This window comes from Streptomyces atroolivaceus, assembly GCF_000717025.1.
Lineage (GTDB): Bacteria > Actinomycetota > Actinomycetes > Streptomycetales > Streptomycetaceae > Streptomyces > Streptomyces atroolivaceus.
The window spans coordinates 58,018-75,069 of record NZ_JNXG01000018.1; the positions used below are offsets into that span (position 1 = coordinate 58,018).

The following is a 17,052-nucleotide window of genomic DNA, read 5'->3' on the forward strand; positions in this document are numbered from 1 at the left end:
AAGGAAGCACCATGACCCGAGAAGATTCCTCCCCCGGGGACGCGGCCGCCCCCGCCCGGAGGGTGCGGCCGAGCTGGTGGCGGATGCTGGGACGGGACCGAGCCGCAGCCGTCGGGGCCGTCGTCCTCACCCTGGTCACCCTCGTGGCCCTCCTCGGTCCGCTGTTCATCGGCGACCGCGCGCAGCGGCAGGACCTGGACGCCTCCCTGCGGCCGCCGTCCCTGGGCGACGGGCCGTACGGGCTTCTCGGCACCGACGTCCTGGGGCGCAGCATGGTGGCCCGGCTCATCGAGGCCGCCGCCACGACGCTGTCCGTGGCCGTACCGGCCGTGCTCTGCTCACTGGTGATCGGCTCGGCCCTGGGTCTGTGGGCCGGCTACCACGGGGGACGCCGCGAGAGCGTGGCCATGCGCGTCGCCGACGTGATCCTCAGCTTCCCCTCGCTGCTGATCGCTGTGGTCGTGCTGTACGTCTTCTCGCCCAGCGCGCTGAACCTCGTGCTGATCCTGGCCGTGACCCGTATCCCGGTGTACCTGCGCACCGCGCGGGCGGAGGCGGCGGAGCTGCGGAGCCGGCTGTTCGTCGACGCGGCCCGAACCTTCGGCACGGCCGGCCGGATGATCATCTGCCGGCACATCCTGCCGATCGCCCTGCCGACGCTGCTGACGGTCGCCACCCTCGACTTCTGCTTCGTGATGCTCACCGAGTCGTCGCTGAGCTTCCTGGGCATCGGTATCCAGCCCCCGGACGTGAGCTGGGGGCTGATGGTCGCCCAGGGGCGGCAGTACCTCCAGACGGCATGGTGGGTCACCGTGCTGCCGGGGCTTGCCATCGTGCTCACGACGGTGTCCGCCACGGTGCTCGCCGCCTGGGCCCGCATCGCCACCGACCCCGCCCAGCGCTGGCGCCTGACGCTGCCCACCAGGCGCCGGACCGCCTCGGCCCCCGTCCCTCCGGAGATGATCCCGTGACGACCACCACCAGTCCCACCCCGTCCGGAACCGACACCCCGGCCCTCGCGGTCGAAGGCCTGTGCGTGGACCTGACCACGCCCGCCGGGACGGTGCGAGCCGTCGACGGCGTCAGCTTCAGTGTCCGTCGCGGACGCACCCTCGCCCTCCTGGGCGAGTCCGGCTGCGGCAAGTCGATGACCGCTCTGTCCGTGGTCGGGCTGCTGGACCCCGCGGCCTCGGTGACGGGCGGCACCGTCCGGGTCAGGGGTGACGACACCCTGCGCATGAGCCCGGCACAGCGCCGCAAGCTGGCCGGACCCGTCCTGTCGATCGTCTTCCAGGACGCCCTGACCGCCCTCAACCCCGTGCAGCCGGTCGGCAGGCAGATCGGTGAACCCTTCCGCATCCACCGCGGGCTCTCCAGGCGCCAGGCCCATGAGAAGGCGGTCGAGTTGATGACACGGGTGGGAATCCCCGAACCGGGAGAGCGCGCGCGGTCCTACCCCCACCAGTTCTCCGGCGGCATGCGGCAACGGCTGCTGATCGCGATGGCCGTCGCGCTCGCTCCCGACGTGCTCATCGCCGACGAACCCACCACCGCTCTCGACGTGACCGTACAGGCGCAGATCATGCGGTTGCTGCGGGACCTCCAGGACGAACGGGACATGGCCCTCGTACTGATCACCCACGACCTGGCCGTGGTCGCCCGGCGCGCGGACGACGTGGTCGTGATGTACGCGGGCACGGTCGTGGAGAACGGACCGGTGCACGACGTCTTCTCCGTGCCCCGCCACCCCTACACCCGGGGGCTGCTCGATTCGGTTCCGGAGGACAGTGTGCGCGGGCGTCCGCTGCCCGCCGTTCCCGGGAGCCCGCCCGAGCTGAGCGCGGTGCCGCCCGGCTGCGTCTTCCAGGCCCGTTGCCCGCTGGTCCGGGAGCGCTGTGTCCGGGAACGGCCGTCCCTGCGGACGGCGGGCGACGGCCGTGCGGCCGCCTGTCACTTCTCCGAGGAGCTCGCACGTGTCTGAGTCCCGTGCCACCACCGCCACCCCCGGGCCTCCTGCTGACGGCCCGCGTGAGAACCCTCCGCTGCTCGAGGTCCGAGGGGTCACCAAGACCTTCGGCAGCGGCCGGCGCCGGCTGACCGCTCTGGACGGGGTCGACCTGCGGATCGGCCGGGGGCAGACCCTCGGGCTCGTCGGGGAGTCGGGCTGCGGCAAATCCACCCTGGCCCGGGTGCTGCTCGGGCTGGAGCGCCCGGACGAGGGAACCGTACGGTTCGACGGAACCGACCCCTTCGCCCTGCGCGGCAAGGAACTCCTGGCGTGGCGCCGCCGTGTGCAGATGGTCTTCCAGGACCCCTTCGCCTCGCTCAACGCACGCATGTCCGCCGCCGACCTGATAGGCGAGCCCTGGGGCACCCACCGGGACGTCGTCCCGGGCGCCAAGGCCCGCGAGAAGCGGATCCGCGAACTGCTGTCCCTGGTCGGTCTCCGTGAGAGCGACGCCCACCGGTATCCCAACGAGTTCTCCGGAGGACAGCGCCAGCGCATCGGCATCGCGCGCGCCCTGGCCCTGAACCCCGACCTCATCGTGTGCGACGAGCCCGTCTCCGCTCTCGACCTGTCGGTGCAGGCGCAGGTCCTGAACGTCCTCTCGGAGCTCCGCACCCGACTCGGCGTCACCTACGTGTTCATCTCCCACGACCTGTCCGTGGTGCGCTACATCTCCGACCGGGTGACCGTGATGTACCTGGGCAAGGTCATCGAACAAGGAGACACGGAGAACGTCTTCGAACGTCCCCAGCACCCCTACACCGCCGCGCTGATGTCGGCGGCTCCCGTCCTGAAGCCCACCCGCGACGCCCGCCACCAGGAGATCCACCTCCAGGGGGAGATCCCCTCACCCTTCGACATCCCCTCGGGGTGCCGCTTCCGTACCCGCTGCTGGCGTGCCGAGGACCTGTGCGCGACCCGCACACCTCCGCCCGTCGTCAGGGAGACGGAGGACGCGGCCGAACCGCACACCGCGCTGTGCCACTTCCCCCTGGAGGCAGGGTCCGCGTGGGTGTGACCGGGCCGGAGTTCGCCCTGCTCTGCGTCACGGTGGGGGTGGGCGCCCTGCTCCAGGTGTCCATCGGCTTCGGCCTCGGCATGATCGCCGCACCGGTCTTCTCGCTAGTCGACCCGGCGCTGGCCCCGGTCGCGGTCCTGCTGCTCGCCGGCGGGGTGACGGCGACGGTGCTGCTGCGCGAGCGCGGCCGGGCGGACCTGCGCGGCTGCGGATGGGCCCTGGCCGGACGGGTGCCGGGAGTGCTGGCGGGCACAGTGCTCGTCGTCGCGCTCCCCAGCCGGTACCTCTCCCTCTTCATCGCCGGCGTGGTCCTCGTCGGCGTCGCCGTGAGCATGGCCGGCTACGTCCCGCAGCAGCGGCGGGCCACGGTGGTCCTGGCCGGCATGGCCTCGGGTCTGATGGGCACGGCGACGTCCGTCGGAGGTCCGCCCATGGCGTTGGTGTGGCAGCGGCTGCGCGGGCCGGAGCTGCGCGCCACGATGAGCGCGTTCTTCCTCGCGGGCTCACTCATGAGCCTCACCGCGCTGACGGCGGCAGGCACGGTCGGAGCACATGCCCTGTGGGGCGCCGTGCTGCTCGCCCCCGCCGCTGTGGCCGGAGTGCTGCTCTCCCGGCCACTGACCCGCCGGCTGAACGTGCGGCGCACCCGCGTGGCCGCCACGGCTCTGGCGGTCGCGGGTGCGTCGGTGCTCGTCGTGCAGCAGTTCGTCTGACCTGCGGGGACGTCGGGACGAACGGGCCGTGCGGAACGCCTGCGCCCTGGAGAGCCCTGCGCCCGGGAGAGCGGCTGTGCCAGGGTCCTGCGGGGGGCGCCCGGTCCGGCATTCGTGCTGAGGGGCCTCAGGCGGTCTGGAGACGGTCGTCCTGATGTGTGACGACGGGCCGGCGGAGCGCGGGGGAGACCGTGGCCCGCATGCCGAGCATGGTGTCGGCGACGTGAAGTGCCTGCGCGACGGCCTGCGTGCCGGTCATCACACACAGGGTGTAGGCGGCGTCCTCCACGGCTCGGGCGGTTGCGCCGTTGGAGCGGCGCGCCTCCTCGATCCGTGCGTCGGCGTAGCGGGCCAGAGCCACTCTCAGGTCCTGAGGACTGGGTGTCAGCACAGCGGGTTCTCCTCTGAGGTTCGATCCACGTCCGGTGCGGTGCGCCGGGACACATGGCCGGTGCCGGGCCGGGCGGACGGAGCGGTTCACACACCGTCACGTGACCCGGCGTCACGCGTCTACCCGCTCCTGTACGGAGTACGCACTCCTCTGCGTGTACACCGGTGCTCGCAGGTCCGGGCGTTCTACCGTTCACCGATGCGATCAGTCCCTTGGTGGGTCCTGTTCTCCTCGGCGTCCGCCCCGGTCCTGCTCGTCGGCGGCTGGGCGATCTCGGCGGAGCTCCAGGGGCCCGGCTACGATCCCGCGTCGGCGACGATCAGTACCCTCGCCTCCGACGGTGCCGGCGGGTACTGGGTCATGACGTCGGCGCTGCTCGCCCTGGGAGCCTGCCACGTGATCACCGCGTGCGGACTGCGACCCGCCGCACCCTTCGGACGGGTGGCGCTGGCCGGAGGCGGACTCTCGGCCATGCTGCTGGCCCTGTTCCCGGCCCCGAGCAGCGGTGGTTCGTACTCCCACGGTGTGGTCGTGGCCGTGGCGTTCGCGCTGCTCGCCGTATGGCCGGTCCTGGCGGCGCGGCGCGGCGGTCCCGGCCCGCGGGACGCGGCGGGAGGCCGAGCGGCCGGCGGGCCGCCCGCGGCTGCCCCGCCGTGGGCGCTACGGCCGGGGCCCTCCGCCATGGCGGCCGCGATGATGTGGATCGGCGGGGGCTGGTTCCTGCTCGCCCTGTTCGTGCTCGACACGGCGGGAGCGGCCGAGAGGGTCCTCACGTTCGCGCAGTCGTTCTGGCCGCTCGTCGTGGTCCTCTCCTGCCTCCGGGGAACAGACCGTCCGGAGTGATCCGCCCGTGGCCGGGCCCGCGTGGGCAGGCCCGGCGCTCCGTCCTCAGGGGCGCGGCCCGATCGGCAGGTCGCCGTCACGGACCACGATCGCCGACGCGGGGCACGAGTCCGCGGCGTCGAGCGCGCGTTCGTCGGGAGCCAGCCGCGCACTGACAGGTCGTGCCCGGTCCTCGTCGTCCAGCCTGTACAGATCGGACGCCATCGCCGCGCACATGCCCGACCCCATGCACAGCTCGCGGTCCACCTCCGTGGTCCAGGTCACGGCCGTCACCACCCCACCGGCATCGCGCGCGGCCCCCGCACGAGCATCTGGTTCTTCCATTCCACGTCCCCCGCCACGCGCAGGTCAGGGAAGCGCACGAGCAGCGCCTCCAGCGCCTCCTGCAGCTCCAGCCTGGCGAGCGGTGCCCCGAGGCAGTGGTGGACCCCGTGCCCGAAACCCAGGTGCTGGACGCCGGTCCGGGTGACGTCGAGCCGGCCCGGGGCCTCGAACCTCAGGGCGTCGCGGTTGGCGGCGCCGACCGCGACGAGCACGGGCTCACCGGCTCGGACGAGCGTGCCGCCGACCTCCACGTCCTCGGTCGCGTACCGGGGGAAGCCGGCGCCGCTGCCGAGTGGCACGAACCGCATCAGTTCCTCGACCGCTCCTCGGATCAGGTCCGGCTGCTCCCGCAGCAGTTTCAGCTGATCAGGATGGTCGAGCAGCAGGTGGACGAAGTTCGGGATCTGGGTCGCGGTGGTCTCGTGACCGGCGACGAGGATGCCGACACAGAGATCGACCAGTTCCAGTTCGCTGAGCCGGTCCCCGGTGTCGCGCGCCTCGATCAGCCCGGTCATCAGATCCGGCCGGGGGCTGCGCCGGTGCTCCTCGATCAGCGAACCCATGTAGGCGCGCAGTTCCTCCCGGCTGCGCAGGAACTCCTCCGCGGTCAGGGAACTGGTGGACAGGGCGGCGTCGCTCCAGGCCCGGAACCTCGGCCGGTCCTCCTCCGGCACACCGAGCATGCGACAGATCACCGCCACGGGGATCGGCAGCGCGTAGTGCTCCACCAGGTCGGCCGGCTGGCCCTGGGCCTCCAGCTCGTCGAGCAGGCCGTGGGCCAGCTCCCGTACCCAGGGGCGCAACTTCTCCACCTGATGCACGGTGAACGCCTTGGCCACCAGGGTGCGCAGCCGGGTGTGCTCCGGAGGGTCCATGCTGAGGATGCCGCTGTCCCGGCTCCCCTCCGACTGGCGGGGCTCGTCGTGGCGGAGGGCCTCCGCCCGGCTGAAGCGGCGGTCGCCCAGGACCAGGCGCGCGTCGGCGTAGCGGGTGGCCAGCCACGCCGGCTCTCCGTACGTCAGGCGTACGCGCGTGAGCCCGGGCCGTACCAGGGCCTCCTGGTAGGCGTCTGCAAGCCCCAGCCCTGCCGACTCGTTGAAGGGGTAGGGGACAGGCGTCTCTCCTGCTGTGGCCGTCATCGGGTGGCCTCCCTGCTTCTCGGCGGATCATCCGAGAATCCGGGGGCGCCGCCGACCGGGTCAACAGCGCCTTGTCGGCCACCCGGCGGCGCCGCCCCGAGGAGGCGACGGCCCGGGGCCTGCCGGAGCGCACGTACCGGCAGGCCCCGCCCATGGCTGCGGGGCTACGGCTTGCGGCCCACCGCCACGTAGCCCGCGCTGATGACGTCGTCCTGCCCGGGGACCGGCTCGCCGAGCTCGGGGTGCCACGCCTCGGCTGCCACGATGCCGGGCTCGACGACGTCGAGCCCGTCGAAGAAGCGGGCGAACTGAGCGCGGGTGCGGGGCGCCAGGGTGAGCGTGTTGGCCTTGTACATCTCGTCGACCTTGCGGGCCGCCGCCGGGTGGAAGTCGGCGGTGAGGTGTGAGATCACCACATGGCTGCCTGGCGCGAGCACCTCCGTCAGCCGGTCCACCAGCTCGTAGGCGCCGTCTTCGTCGCTCACGAAGTGCAGCAGGGCGATCAACGAGAGCGCGACCGGCCGGCTGAAGTCCAGCGTCTTGCCGGCGTGCCGGAGTATGGCGTCCACGTCGCGGGCGTCCGCCTGCACGTAGTCGATGGCGCCCTCCTCCGTGCCCTTCAGCAGAGCCCCCGCGTGCGCCAGCACGATCGGATCGTTGTCGCAGTAGACGACCCGCGTGGCGGGCGCCGCCTGCTGGGCCACCTGGTGGAGATTCGGCTCGGTGGGTATTCCCGTGCCGATGTCGAGGAACTGCCGGATCCCCTGGTCGGTCAGCCATCGGGTGGCGCGATGCATGAAGGCCCGGTTCACCTTCGCCATGACCGGGACTCCGGGTTCGACGGAGATCATCTGCCGGCCCAGGGCCTCGTCCACCGGGTAGTTGTCCTTGCCACCGAGGAACCAGTCGTACATCCGGGCGGGATGGGGTCTGCTGGTGTCGATGCGGAGGGCGGGGGCATCGTTGTCCGGTCGGGACATGGCGAACTCCTGGTGTGCGCGACAGTGGCTGATCAACTTGCGAACAGAATAGGGAAGATGGGTGCCAAAAATGCCCGCCGAAGACCAACTCGGCTATCACGGCCAGACACTTCGTCGGTGATGTCGCGTACGTAGGGGCCCTGGCACCGTCCGGATGGGGACCCGGGGGCGCCACATGGAACCGCGGAAGCCGGTGGGGAGCCGGCCTCGGGACTGGTAAGCCCGCATGTTGATGTGTCGCGTATTCAGCGGATGGGGCCGGTTCTGATCACTGACTGTCGTCGGTCACGGTGGTCCAGCGCGGATCGATGCAGCGAGACCGGATCCCCGGTGCCGGCCCCGCATGGCGCAGAGTTCATGCGCTCCGCGTGTCCCGGCGCCGTATCCCACCACAGCCGCGTCTTCCCCGAGCACGCCCCGGAGAGGCCGCAGGTCCTCCAACGGCGCCAGGGGGTCAACGGGGTCCTCAAGGAGCACGCCGTGCTTCTGATCAGTTCCGAACCGCCGCATGGCGTTGTGCCGAGAGTGCCATGAGGACACTCTCGTAGCTCAAGTCCGGTGGAGGTCCAGCACGGCCGACGGCGAGATCCTTCCCTGCGGGACGGACCCCAGCCGGTCCGATCCGGGGGCCAAGAGAGCCGCCGCCCCCGCCGGCGAGTGCCGGGTGTCAGCTGGTGCTGCAGGAGACGGTGGGCCAGGTCCAGTTGCCGTTGGCCTGGATGGTGGTGCCCCAGTTGTTGCCGCTGCCGTTGGGCTTTGCGGTCAGCACCTGCGCGCTGGGGTAGGTGGCGGTGGTGTTCCAGGTGGAGAGGACTTTCGCGGGGGAGGGCACGTTCATGGTGACGGTCCAGTTGCTGGAGCCTGACACCGATACGTCGAGGTTGTAGCGGTCGCTCCACTTCTGGCCCGCGGTGACGGTGGCGGTGCAGCCACCGCCACCGCCACCGCTGCCGTCGGGAGCCACGGCGCGACCGGTGTGAGGAGAGATCATGCCCGCGCAGAGCCCTCGGCTCGCGAGTCCCTGAGCGATACGTGGGATCGCGGCGAGCGTGTTGGCGGGCCAGTCGTGCATGAGGATGATCTGGCCGTTGGTGAGCCGGGCGTTGGCCTGCACGATCGCGTCGGTGCTCGCGTTGTTCCAGTCCTGGGAATCGACGTCCCAGATGACTTGGGTCAGACCGTACTTCGACGCGACCGACCGGACCGTCGAGTTGGTCTCGCCGTACGGAGGGCGGAACAGTTTCGGCGTGCCCCCACCACCGGCGGCGATGGCCTGCTGGGTGCGGGACAGCTCCGAGTCGACCTGCGCCTCACTCTGCTGGGTCAGGTGCGGATGGGTGTAGCTGTGGTTCCCGACCCACATACCGGCGTCGACCTGCGCCCGGACCCGGGCCGGATCGGCCGCGGCGTACTGGCCCTGGTTGAACATCGTGGCCCGCAGACCGTTCTGCTTCAGGGCGTTGAGCAAGGCCGGCGTGCCGCTCGAAGGACCGTCGTCGAACGTGAGCCCGACGTAGCCGTTGCACGCGGCAGCGGGGGCGGCGTGTGTGGGGGTGGTGTCGACGGCGACGGTGGCGGTCGCTGCCATCGTGGCGACGGCCAGAACCGTGACCGCGGGCCGCAGGGACGGGCGTGGCGTGATGCGCATGCGAGTGAGCCCTTCTCGTTCTGGTGGACGTGGGGGAGGCGGCTGCCGGGGGGCGGTGGCGGGCATGGACTGCCACCGCCCCACCTGGTGCGGAATGTCTGTTGCCATGTAGCTGGAGGTGCCCAGGATCATTCCCTGGCGGGCCCACGCCTCGGCGTGATTGCCGGTGGTGATGGTTTCGCCGGTCCTCTTCGGCTGCCGCACGCTCCGGACTGCTCGAACGTCCGAGTGCCCACGAGGGAAGGGGCGTTCACGCGGGTCGTCCCGTAGATGCCGTAAGCCGGGCGCCGGGCGTGGCCGGTACGGCCGTGGCGGCCGTCACCTTGGTGAGAACGTTGCGGGTGGTCCGTCTCGGACGGGCGGGGGCGCGGCTCGTCGGCTGTGCGGATGCGGCGTTCATGAGCGTGCTTTCCTCCTGGTCCCTCGTGAGGCCGGGCGGGGGTTCCGGGCAGTGCGAGACGCTCTCTGTGGGGGTGACGGTGACTTGGTGAGGACGGCGGTCGTGCGTCGGTGCCACGCTTCCCGGCCGGACCGGGCCGGTCGTCGTGCTCGGCGAGCGGGCTGGATGCCGGGTCGGGTGGACCCGGATCAACAGGATTGAAGTCTGTCGACGGCGAACAGTGTTGAGCCGGCTCCGTCGGGTGTCAATAGTTTCGGCATGAATTACGAAACGGTCGGGCGAGGGTTGGTTGGATGGGCAGGGCATATTGCCTGTTCATATGTGCCGTCGGCGGGAAACGGAAGCGTCGTCGGTTGCGATGAGCGAAGTGTCCACGGAGATGGTGGCCCATGGTGTTCGAAAGTTTCGAAGCTGGCTGCTTGCTGACCGGTGTGGTCGGCACGGGAGGCCGCGGGGCTATGCGCTCGGCGGCGGTTCCGCACGGAACCGCCGCCGAGCGCCGGGCGTGCGACGCCGCTTCAGCCCTTGCGCACGTCCTTCAGCGCGGTGTTGAGTTCCAGGACGTTGACCCGCGGCTCGCCCATGAACCCGAGGGTCCGGCCTTCGGTGTGCTCGGCGACGAGTTCCGCGACCTGCCGGACGGGAAGTCCGTTCCGCTCCGCCACCCGGTTGATCTGGAGCTTCGCGTAGGCCGGGGAGATGTTCGGGTCGAGACCCGAACCGGAGGATGTGACCGCGTCCGCCGGTACCTCCTCCGGCCGCACCTTGTAGGACGGGGTGGAGTTGTCCGCCACGACCGCCGCCTTCGCCTCGGTGACCCAGGTGATCAGCTCGGCGTTGTCCGCGGAGCGGTTGGTGGCACCGGAGAGGATCAGCGAGTACCGGAGGTTGACGCCGTTGCTGCCCAGGCCGTTGGAGGGACGGGGCTGGAACCATCGCAGGTCCGGTTTCGCCGCCTCGTCCGGACTCCGCTTCGGCAGGTCGTACGTCTGGCCGATCAGGGACGACCCGACGGTGCGTCCGCTCGCGTCACTGATCTCGGAGCCGTTGGCCTTCCCGCTGAAGAGCGCCTGGGCGACGCCCGTGACGGAGAGCGGATAGAGCACGCCGCAGATGACACTGAGGACCAGCAGGGCGCGGAGCCCCGCTCCGAGCGTCCGGGCGGTGTTTCTGAGAGAGGTGTTCATGGCTGATCAGCCGTTTCCGTTTCAGGAGAGCCCGGGGACGAGGGAGATGAGCATGTCGATGACCTTGATGCCGATGAACGGTGCGACCAGGCCGCCGAGTCCGTATACGCCGAGGTTGCGGCGGAGCATCTTGTCGGCGGCCGCCGGCCGGTACCGGACGCCCTTCAGCGCGAGCGGCACAAGGGCGACGATGATCAGCGCGTTGAAGATGACGGCGGACAGGATCGCGGATTCCGGTGACGCGAGACCCATCACGTCGAGCTTGTCCAGGCCCGGGTAGGCCACCGCGAACATGGCAGGGATGACCGCGAAGTACTTCGCGACGTCGTTGGCGATGGAGAAGGTGGTCAGGGCGCCCCGGGTGATGAGGAGCTGCTTGCCGATCCCGACGATCTCGATGAGCTTGGTGGGGTCGGAGTCCAGGTCCACCATGTTCCCGGCCTCCTTGGCGGCCGAGGTTCCGGTGTTCATCGCCACGCCCACATCCGCCTGGGCGAGCGCCGGGGCGTCGTTGGTGCCGTCACCCGTCATCGCGACGAGCTTGCCGCCCGCCTGCTCCCGCTTGATGAGGGCCATCTTGTCCTCGGGGGTGGCCTCGGCGAGGAAGTCGTCGACTCCCGCCTCCTCGGCGATCGCCCTGGCGGTCAGCGGGTTGTCACCCGTGATCATGACGGTCCTGATGCCCATGCGGCGCAGTTCGTCGAACCGTTCCCGCATCCCTTCCTTGACGACGTCCTTCAGGTGGACGACGCCCAGGATCCGGGCGCCCTTCGCGTCCTCGACGGCGACCAGCAGTGGCGTACCTCCGGCTTCCGAGATCCGGTCGGCGGGACCGCCGGCGTCGTCGGCGACGTGGCCGCCCCGCTCCCGCACCCACGCGACGACGGAACCGGCCGCTCCCTTGCGGACCTTGAGACCGTCCACGTCCACCCCCGACATACGGGTCCGAGCCGTGAAGGGGACCCATGTGGCGTGGGCGAGTTCGCCCTGGTGGCGTGCGCACAGACCGTACTTCTCCTCGGCGAGCACCACGATCGAGCGGCCTTCCGGAGTCTCGTCCGCCAACGACGACAGCTGTGCGGCGTCCGCCAGCTCCGCCTCCGTCGTGCCCCTCGCCGGTACGAACTCCGCTGCCTGCCGGTTGCCGAGCGTGATCGTCCCCGTCTTGTCGAGCAGGAGCGTCGAGACGTCACCCGCCGCCTCCACCGCGCGCCCCGACATGGCCAGGACGTTGCGCTGGACCAGACGGTCCATACCCGCGATGCCGATCGCGGAGAGGAGCGCGCCGATGGTCGTCGGGATCAGGCAGACCAGCAGGGCTGTCAGCACGATCATGGACTGCCGGGCGCCGGCGTGGACCGCGAACGGCTGGAGCGTCACGACGGCGAGCAGGAAGACGATGGTCAGCGACGCCAGCAGGATGTTGAGCGCGATCTCGTTGGGCGTCTTCTGCCGGGCGGCGCCCTCGACCAGGGCGATCATCCGGTCGATGAAGGTCTCACCCGGCTTGGTGGTGATCCGGACGACGATCCGGTCGGAGAGCACCTTCGTACCGCCGGTGACCGCACTGCGGTCGCCGCCGGACTCCCGGATCACCGGGGCGGATTCACCCGTGACGGCCGACTCGTCGACGGACGCGACCCCCTCGACGACGTCACCGTCACCGGGGATGATGTCGCCGGCCTCGCACACGACCAGGTCGCCGATGCGCAGCTCCGCGCCGGGCACCTCCACCTCGTCACTGCCGTGCAGCCGGCGGGCCACCGTGCCGGTCTTCGCCTTGCGGAGGGTGTCGGCCTGCGCCTTGCCGCGCCCCTCGGCGACGGCCTCGGCGAGGTTCGCGAAGACCGTCGTCAGCCACAGCCACGCCGTGATGGCCCAGCCGAACCAGTCACCCGGATCCTGGAGTGCCAGCAGGGTGGTGGCCACCGAACCGACGAGCACCACGAACATGACCGGGGACTTGATCATGACGCGCGGGTCGAGCTTCCTCACCGCGTCCGGGAAGGACTTGAGCAACTGCTCCGGGGCGAAGAGACCCCCGCCGACACGGCCCGACGCGACGGCGCGGCCGCCGGACAGGTCTTCGTGCGGAGTACGGGTGGGGGTGACGGTACTCATGTGGCGAGTCCTTCGGCGAGCGGCCCCAGCGCGAGGGCCGGGAAGTAGGTCAGACCGGTGATGATGAGGATGGTGCCGACGAGCAGGCCCGCGTAGAGGGGCTTGTCGGTCCGCAGGGTGCCGGACGTGGCAGGCACGGGACGCTGCTCGGCGAGCGAGCCGGCCAGGGCGAGGACGAACACGATCGGCAGGAAGCGGCCGAGCAGCATCGCGATGCCGATGGTGGTGTTGAACCACTGTGTGTCGGCGTTGAGCCCCGCGAAGGCGGAACCGTTGTTGTTGGCGCCCGAGGTATAGGCGTAGAGGATCTCGGAGAATCCGTGTGCGCCGCTGTTGGTCATCGAGTCGGCAGGAGTGGGCAGTGCCATCGCCACCGCTGTGAAGCAGAGGACCAGTGCCGGGGTGACCAGGATGTAGCACGCCGCGAGTTTGACCTGACGGATGCCGATCTTCTTCCCCAGGTACTCGGGAGTACGGCCGACCATGAGGCCGGCGATGAACACCGCGATGACCGCCATGACCAGCATGCCGTAGAGGCCGGATCCGACACCGCCGGGGGCGATCTCGCCCAGCTGCATGCCCAGCATGGTGATGCCGCCTCCCAGCCCCGTGTAGGAGGAGTGGAAGGAGTTGACCGCACCGGTCGACGTGAGGGTGGTGGCCACGGCGAAGACCGCCGATCCGCCGATGCCGAAGCGGGTCTCCTTGCCCTCCATCGCTCCGCCGGCGATCTGGAGAGCCGGGCCGTGGTGGGCGAACTCGGTCCACATCATCAGCGCCGTGAAGCTGAGCCAGATGGTGGCCATCGTGGCGAGGATCGCGTAGCCCTGACGCAGGTTGCCGACCATCCGGCCGAACGTGCGGGTCAGCGCGGACGGGATCAGAAGGATCAGGAAGATCTCGAACAGGTTGGTGAAGGGAGTCGGATTCTCGAAGGGGTGGGCCGAGTTGGCGTTGAAGTAGCCACCCCCGTTCGTCCCCAGCTCCTTGATGACCTCCTGGGAGGCCACGGCGCCGCCGTTCCACTGCTGCGTGCCGCCCGTGAACTGCCCGACGCCGTGGATGCCGGAGAAGTTCTGGATGACGCCGCACGCAACCAGGACGATCGCGCCGACCACCGAGATCGGCAGCAGGATGCGTACGGTGCCGCGCACCAGGTCCGTCCAGAAGTTGCCGAGCTCGCCGGTTCGGAAGCGGGAGAACCCGCGTACGAGGGCGACGGCCACGGCCATGCCGACAGCGGCGGAGACGAAGTTCTGCACCGCGAGGCCGCCCGTCTGCACGACGTGGCCCATGGCCTGTTCGCCGTAGTACGACTGCCAGTTGGTGTTCGCCACGAAGGACGCGGCCGTGTTGAACGCCTGGTCCGGGTCGATCGACACGAAGCCGAGCGAACCGGGCAGCGCCCCCTGCAGGCGCTGTAGTGCGTAGAGGAAGAGGACGCCCACCACGGAGAAGGCGAGTACGCCGCGCAGATAGGCGGGCCAGTGCATCGAGGCCGACGGGTCGGCTCCGATGGCACGGTAGATCCACTTCTCCGGCCTGTAGTGCTTTTCCGCGGAGTAGACCTGGGCCATGTGGTCACCGAGCGGACGGTATGCCAGAGCAAGCGCGGAAATCAGCGCGAGCAGCTGGAGCACACCAGCTGTTACGGGGCTCATGACGGTGCTCAGAACCTCTCCGGGTACACAAGCGCAAGGACGAGGTAGACCAGCAGGGAGACGGCCACGACCAGGCCGGCGATGTTCTCGGCGGTCACAGCTTCGTCACCCCCCTCGCGATGAGAGCCACCAGCGCGAAAACCGCGATCATGGTGACGACGAAGGCCAGGTCGGCCATCGTGAGCTCCTGTGGGAAGTGAATGAATGGGAATCGGCCGGTGAGGCCGGACAAGAGCAAACCGCAAGGTCAGCCACGCCTTCAGTGGCTTTGACGGGCTCCATACGGAGGGCGCGGAATTCTTGACGCGGTTCGTACACGCGGTTCGTACGCGGCTCCCGCGGGGTTCCCTGCCCGCGTGACCGCCATTTCCATCGGGCTCACACCGTCTTCCTCCGAGCCGCGCGCCGCGCGAGCCGCGATATCGGAGCCGGGCGGCCTTCTACCGGGCTGCCGCGCCGGCTGCGTCCCGCTCCCGACGTCCCGGCGGCGGAAATCTTCGAGCGTTTCCCGGCGCACGAGCAGCCGGGCGAGTCCGTTGCGGACAGCCACCGTCGGAGGCCGGCCGACCAGGGTGTACCCGGAGGCCGTGGACAAGCGCCACCTCCGGCGGGGTGGCTGATTTGCCTAATAGGCCTAGGTAAATACATGATGGGGCAAGTTGAAGGGGATGGTGGTCATGGCACGAGCAGGACTGACCGCGGAACGCCTCACACAGGCTGGGGCGGAACTGGCCGACGAGGTCGGCTTCGACAAGGTGACCGTGGCGGCGCTCGCCCGGCAGTTCGGCGTCAAGGACGCGAGTCTGTACTCGCATCTGAAGAGTTCCCAGGACCTCAAGACGAGGATCGCCCTGCTGGCGCTGGCGGAGCTCGCCGACCGCGTATCCGCCGCCCTGGCAGGGCGGGCGGGCAAGGACGCGCTGGAGGCGTTCGCGAACGCCTACCGTGACTACGCCAGGGAGCATCCGGGGCGCTACGCCGCGGCGCAGCTCAGGCTCGACCCGGATGCGGCCGCCGCCAGTGCCGGTGGCAGACACGCCCAGATGACGCGGGCGATCCTGCGTGGCTACGACCTGACGGAGCCGGACCAGACACACGCGGTCCGGCTGCTGGGCAGCGTTTTTCACGGCTACATCAGCCTGGAGTCGGGCGGAAGCTTCAGCCACAGCGCTCCCGGTACGCAGGAGACCTGGTCACGGGTCCTGGACGCCCTCGACGCCCTGCTGCGGAACTGGCCCGCCGCCTGACAGCCCCTGACGACGCAGCCGTACCCCAAGACCGGAACAGGCAGTGAAAAGATGAGCACCCACCACCCCCGGCTGACAGCCGTCCCCATCACCGGAGACCTCCTGCGCGGCGCCATCGAACTGGAGCGCACCGAGCACGGTGTGCTGCCGCACAGGCTGCCCGCCCGCGCCCGTGCCCAGAACACCGACGGCCAGCTGGCCATGGCGGAGTCCCAGCCCTCCGGCGTGCGGCTCGTCCTGCGTACCCGGGCGACCGTCGTGGAGCTGGACACCCTGCCCACCAAGCGTGCTTACGTGGGAGCGCCGCCCCGGCCGGACGGGGTCTACGACCTGCTGGTCGACGGCCGCCTCCAGGGCCAGGCCGTGGTGACCGGTGGCAACACCCTGACCATCGACATGACCACCGGAGCCGCCGAGGTCCGGCCGGGGCCGCCGGGTACTCTCCGCTTCGGCGGACTGTCCGCAGATCTGAAGGACATCGAGATCTGGCTGCCGCACAACGAGACCACCGAGCTGATAGCCCTGCGCACCGATGCCCCCGTCGAACCGGCACCGTACCGGGGCCGCGCGGTGTGGCTGCACCACGGCAGTTCGATCAGCCATGGCTCCGACGCCGCGAGCCCCACCACCACCTGGCCCGCACTGGCGGCCGCCCTCGGCGGTGTGGAGCTGGTCAGTCTGGGGTTCGCCGGCAGTGCGCTGCTCGATCCGTTCACCGCCCGCGCCCTGCGTGACACCCCCGCCGACCGGATCAGCGTCAAGATCGGCATCAACCTGGTCAACGCCGACCTGATGCGCCTGCGCGCCTTCACTCCGGCCGTCCACGGATTCCTCGACACGATCCGCGAAGGCCACCCCACCACGCCGCTGCTGGTCGTCTCGCCCATCCTGTGTCCCATCCACGAGGACACCCCCGGCCCCAGCGCGCCGGATCACAGCGCCTTGAGCGAGGGGAAGCTGATCTTCCGGGCCGCGGGGGACCCCGCCGAAACGGCTGCCGGAAAGCTCACCCTGAACACCATCAGGGACGAACTCGCCCGCATCGTCGAGCAGCGGGCAGTCGAGGACCCGAACCTGCACCACCTCGACGGCCGGGCACTCTACGGCGAGGCGGACTTCGCGGAACTGCCGCTCCCGGACGCGCTGCACCCCGACGCCGCCACACATCGCCGCATCGGCGAACGCTTCGCGAAGCTGGCGTTCCACACCGGCGGCCCGCTCGTCGTCGCAGGTGAATGACCGCACGAACCGGTACGGGTCCGCCGTGAGACCGGTGGCGGTCCGTCCCGTGACCGGACGGCGGCCGCGGGGCATCGCGGACCGTCCGTATCCGGTGTGACCGCCCGGCCGTGCCCCGGTGTGCTGAAGGAGA

17 protein-coding genes and 1 pseudogene are annotated in these 17,052 nt (G+C 70.3%); 7 read left to right on the plus strand and 11 right to left on the minus strand.

The genetic code is table 11. The features are described from left to right. Positions 1 to 11: 11 nt before the first annotated feature. The 4 genes from OO67_RS29100 to OO67_RS29115 are packed head-to-tail and all read left to right on the plus strand — an operon-like array spanning position 12 to position 3,739. Positions 12 to 971 carry an ABC transporter permease gene (locus OO67_RS29100; protein ID WP_033304744.1) on the plus strand — a complete coding sequence of 320 codons (960 nt, stop codon included), beginning with the start codon at positions 12 to 14 and terminating at the stop codon, positions 969 to 971. Continuing rightward, positions 968 to 1,981, plus strand: coding sequence for an ABC transporter ATP-binding protein (locus OO67_RS29105; protein WP_033304745.1), 1,014 nt, complete (start codon positions 968 to 970; stop codon positions 1,979 to 1,981). Before OO67_RS29100 ends, OO67_RS29105 begins: the two co-directional genes overlap by 4 nt. Continuing rightward, complete coding sequence (locus OO67_RS29110) at positions 1,974 to 3,026, plus strand: ABC transporter ATP-binding protein (RefSeq protein WP_078598342.1); 1,053 nt, start codon at positions 1,974 to 1,976, stop codon at positions 3,024 to 3,026. The genes OO67_RS29105 and OO67_RS29110 overlap by 8 nt, the downstream gene beginning before the upstream one ends. Beyond that, positions 3,017 to 3,739, plus strand: a complete 723-nt coding sequence (locus OO67_RS29115; protein ID WP_051709974.1) for a sulfite exporter TauE/SafE family protein — start codon at positions 3,017 to 3,019, stop codon at positions 3,737 to 3,739. The genes OO67_RS29110 and OO67_RS29115 overlap by 10 nt, the downstream gene beginning before the upstream one ends. Before the next feature lie 127 nt (positions 3,740 to 3,866). On the opposite strand, the gene OO67_RS29120 is transcribed toward OO67_RS29115, so the two are convergent. Continuing rightward, positions 3,867 to 4,130: a DUF5133 domain-containing protein gene (locus tag OO67_RS29120; RefSeq protein ID WP_033304746.1), complete on the minus strand. Its 264-nt coding sequence runs from the start codon at positions 4,128 to 4,130 to the stop codon at positions 3,867 to 3,869. Between the two features lie 198 nt (positions 4,131 to 4,328). Here OO67_RS29120 and OO67_RS29125 point away from each other — a divergent pair, with 198 nt between their 5' ends. After that, on the plus strand, positions 4,329 to 4,973 hold the full coding sequence (locus OO67_RS29125) for a DUF998 domain-containing protein (RefSeq protein ID WP_033304999.1): 645 nt from the start codon (positions 4,329 to 4,331) through the stop codon (positions 4,971 to 4,973). Positions 4,974 to 5,018: 45 nt separating this feature from the next. Here OO67_RS29125 and OO67_RS29130 read toward each other — a convergent pair whose 3' ends face one another. The 10 genes and pseudogenes from OO67_RS29130 to OO67_RS39165 form a co-directional block, all read right to left on the minus strand. Further along, on the minus strand, positions 5,019 to 5,246 hold the full coding sequence (locus OO67_RS29130; protein WP_033304747.1) for a ferredoxin: 228 nt from the start codon (positions 5,244 to 5,246) through the stop codon (positions 5,019 to 5,021). Beyond that, on the minus strand, positions 5,243 to 6,436 hold the full coding sequence (locus OO67_RS29135; protein WP_033304748.1) for a cytochrome P450: 1,194 nt from the start codon (positions 6,434 to 6,436) through the stop codon (positions 5,243 to 5,245). The genes OO67_RS29130 and OO67_RS29135 overlap by 4 nt, the downstream gene beginning before the upstream one ends. Before the next feature lie 164 nt (positions 6,437 to 6,600). Continuing rightward, on the minus strand, positions 6,601 to 7,416 hold the full coding sequence (locus tag OO67_RS29140) for an SAM-dependent methyltransferase (RefSeq protein WP_033304749.1): 816 nt from the start codon (positions 7,414 to 7,416) through the stop codon (positions 6,601 to 6,603). A gap of 667 nt (positions 7,417 to 8,083) precedes the next feature. Beyond that, positions 8,084 to 9,064 carry a polysaccharide deacetylase family protein gene (locus tag OO67_RS29145; RefSeq protein ID WP_033304750.1) on the minus strand — a complete coding sequence of 327 codons (981 nt, stop codon included), beginning with the start codon at positions 9,062 to 9,064 and terminating at the stop codon, positions 8,084 to 8,086. A gap of 96 nt (positions 9,065 to 9,160) precedes the next feature. Continuing rightward, a pseudogene (locus OO67_RS40185) lies at positions 9,161 to 9,342 on the minus strand (glycoside hydrolase family 11 protein); the annotation flags it as partial. Between the two features lie 640 nt (positions 9,343 to 9,982). After that, on the minus strand, positions 9,983 to 10,651 hold the full coding sequence (locus OO67_RS29150) for a potassium-transporting ATPase subunit C (protein WP_033304751.1): 669 nt from the start codon (positions 10,649 to 10,651) through the stop codon (positions 9,983 to 9,985). A gap of 21 nt (positions 10,652 to 10,672) precedes the next feature. Further along, the gene (kdpB, locus tag OO67_RS29155; protein ID WP_033304752.1) at positions 10,673 to 12,772 is read right to left on the minus strand and encodes a potassium-transporting ATPase subunit KdpB; all 2,100 of its coding nucleotides are present in this window, start codon (positions 12,770 to 12,772) and stop codon (positions 10,673 to 10,675) included. Continuing rightward, entirely contained in the window at positions 12,769 to 14,433 is a 1,665-nt protein-coding gene (gene kdpA / locus OO67_RS29160) for a potassium-transporting ATPase subunit KdpA (RefSeq protein WP_033304753.1), read from the minus strand. Before kdpA ends, kdpB begins: the two co-directional genes overlap by 4 nt. Positions 14,434 to 14,441: 8 nt before the next feature. Further along, entirely contained in the window at positions 14,442 to 14,531 is a 90-nt protein-coding gene (gene kdpF / locus OO67_RS38335) for a K(+)-transporting ATPase subunit F (RefSeq protein ID WP_033304754.1), read from the minus strand. Next, positions 14,528 to 14,665 carry a hypothetical protein gene (locus OO67_RS39165; RefSeq protein WP_167748680.1) on the minus strand — a complete coding sequence of 46 codons (138 nt, stop codon included), beginning with the start codon at positions 14,663 to 14,665 and terminating at the stop codon, positions 14,528 to 14,530. Before OO67_RS39165 ends, kdpF begins: the two co-directional genes overlap by 4 nt. A 445-nt stretch (positions 14,666 to 15,110) precedes the next feature. Here OO67_RS39165 and OO67_RS29170 point away from each other — a divergent pair, with 445 nt between their 5' ends. Then, a complete protein-coding gene (locus OO67_RS29170; protein WP_033305000.1) occupies positions 15,111 to 15,680 on the plus strand; it encodes a TetR/AcrR family transcriptional regulator in 570 nt (189 codons plus the stop codon). A 51-nt stretch (positions 15,681 to 15,731) separates the two neighbouring features. After that, positions 15,732 to 16,919: a GDSL-type esterase/lipase family protein gene (locus OO67_RS29175; protein WP_033304755.1), complete on the plus strand. Its 1,188-nt coding sequence runs from the start codon at positions 15,732 to 15,734 to the stop codon at positions 16,917 to 16,919. Positions 16,920 to 17,052: the final 133 nt, after the last annotated feature.

What these genes read in the sequence shown, in the direction of transcription:
- kdpA (WP_033304753.1), bottom strand. Translation starts at nt 14,433, where the DNA reads ATGAGCCCCGTAACAGCTGGTGTGCTCCAGCTGCTCGCGCTGATTTCC.
- OO67_RS29140 (WP_033304749.1), bottom strand. Translation starts at nt 7,416, where the DNA reads ATGTCCCGACCGGACAACGATGCCCCCGCCCTCCGCATCGACACCAGC.
- kdpB (WP_033304752.1), bottom strand. Translation starts at nt 12,772, where the DNA reads ATGAGTACCGTCACCCCCACCCGTACTCCGCACGAAGACCTGTCCGGC.
- OO67_RS29145 (WP_033304750.1), bottom strand. Translation starts at nt 9,064, where the DNA reads ATGCGCATCACGCCACGCCCGTCCCTGCGGCCCGCGGTCACGGTTCTG.
- OO67_RS29150 (WP_033304751.1), bottom strand. Translation starts at nt 10,651, where the DNA reads ATGAACACCTCTCTCAGAAACACCGCCCGGACGCTCGGAGCGGGGCTC.
- OO67_RS29125 (WP_033304999.1), top strand. Translation starts at nt 4,329, where the DNA reads ATGCGATCAGTCCCTTGGTGGGTCCTGTTCTCCTCGGCGTCCGCCCCG.
- OO67_RS29175 (WP_033304755.1), top strand. Translation starts at nt 15,732, where the DNA reads ATGAGCACCCACCACCCCCGGCTGACAGCCGTCCCCATCACCGGAGAC.
- OO67_RS29170 (WP_033305000.1), top strand. Translation starts at nt 15,111, where the DNA reads ATGGCACGAGCAGGACTGACCGCGGAACGCCTCACACAGGCTGGGGCG.
- OO67_RS29135 (WP_033304748.1), bottom strand. Translation starts at nt 6,436, where the DNA reads ATGACGGCCACAGCAGGAGAGACGCCTGTCCCCTACCCCTTCAACGAG.
- OO67_RS29100 (WP_033304744.1), top strand. Translation starts at nt 12, where the DNA reads ATGACCCGAGAAGATTCCTCCCCCGGGGACGCGGCCGCCCCCGCCCGG.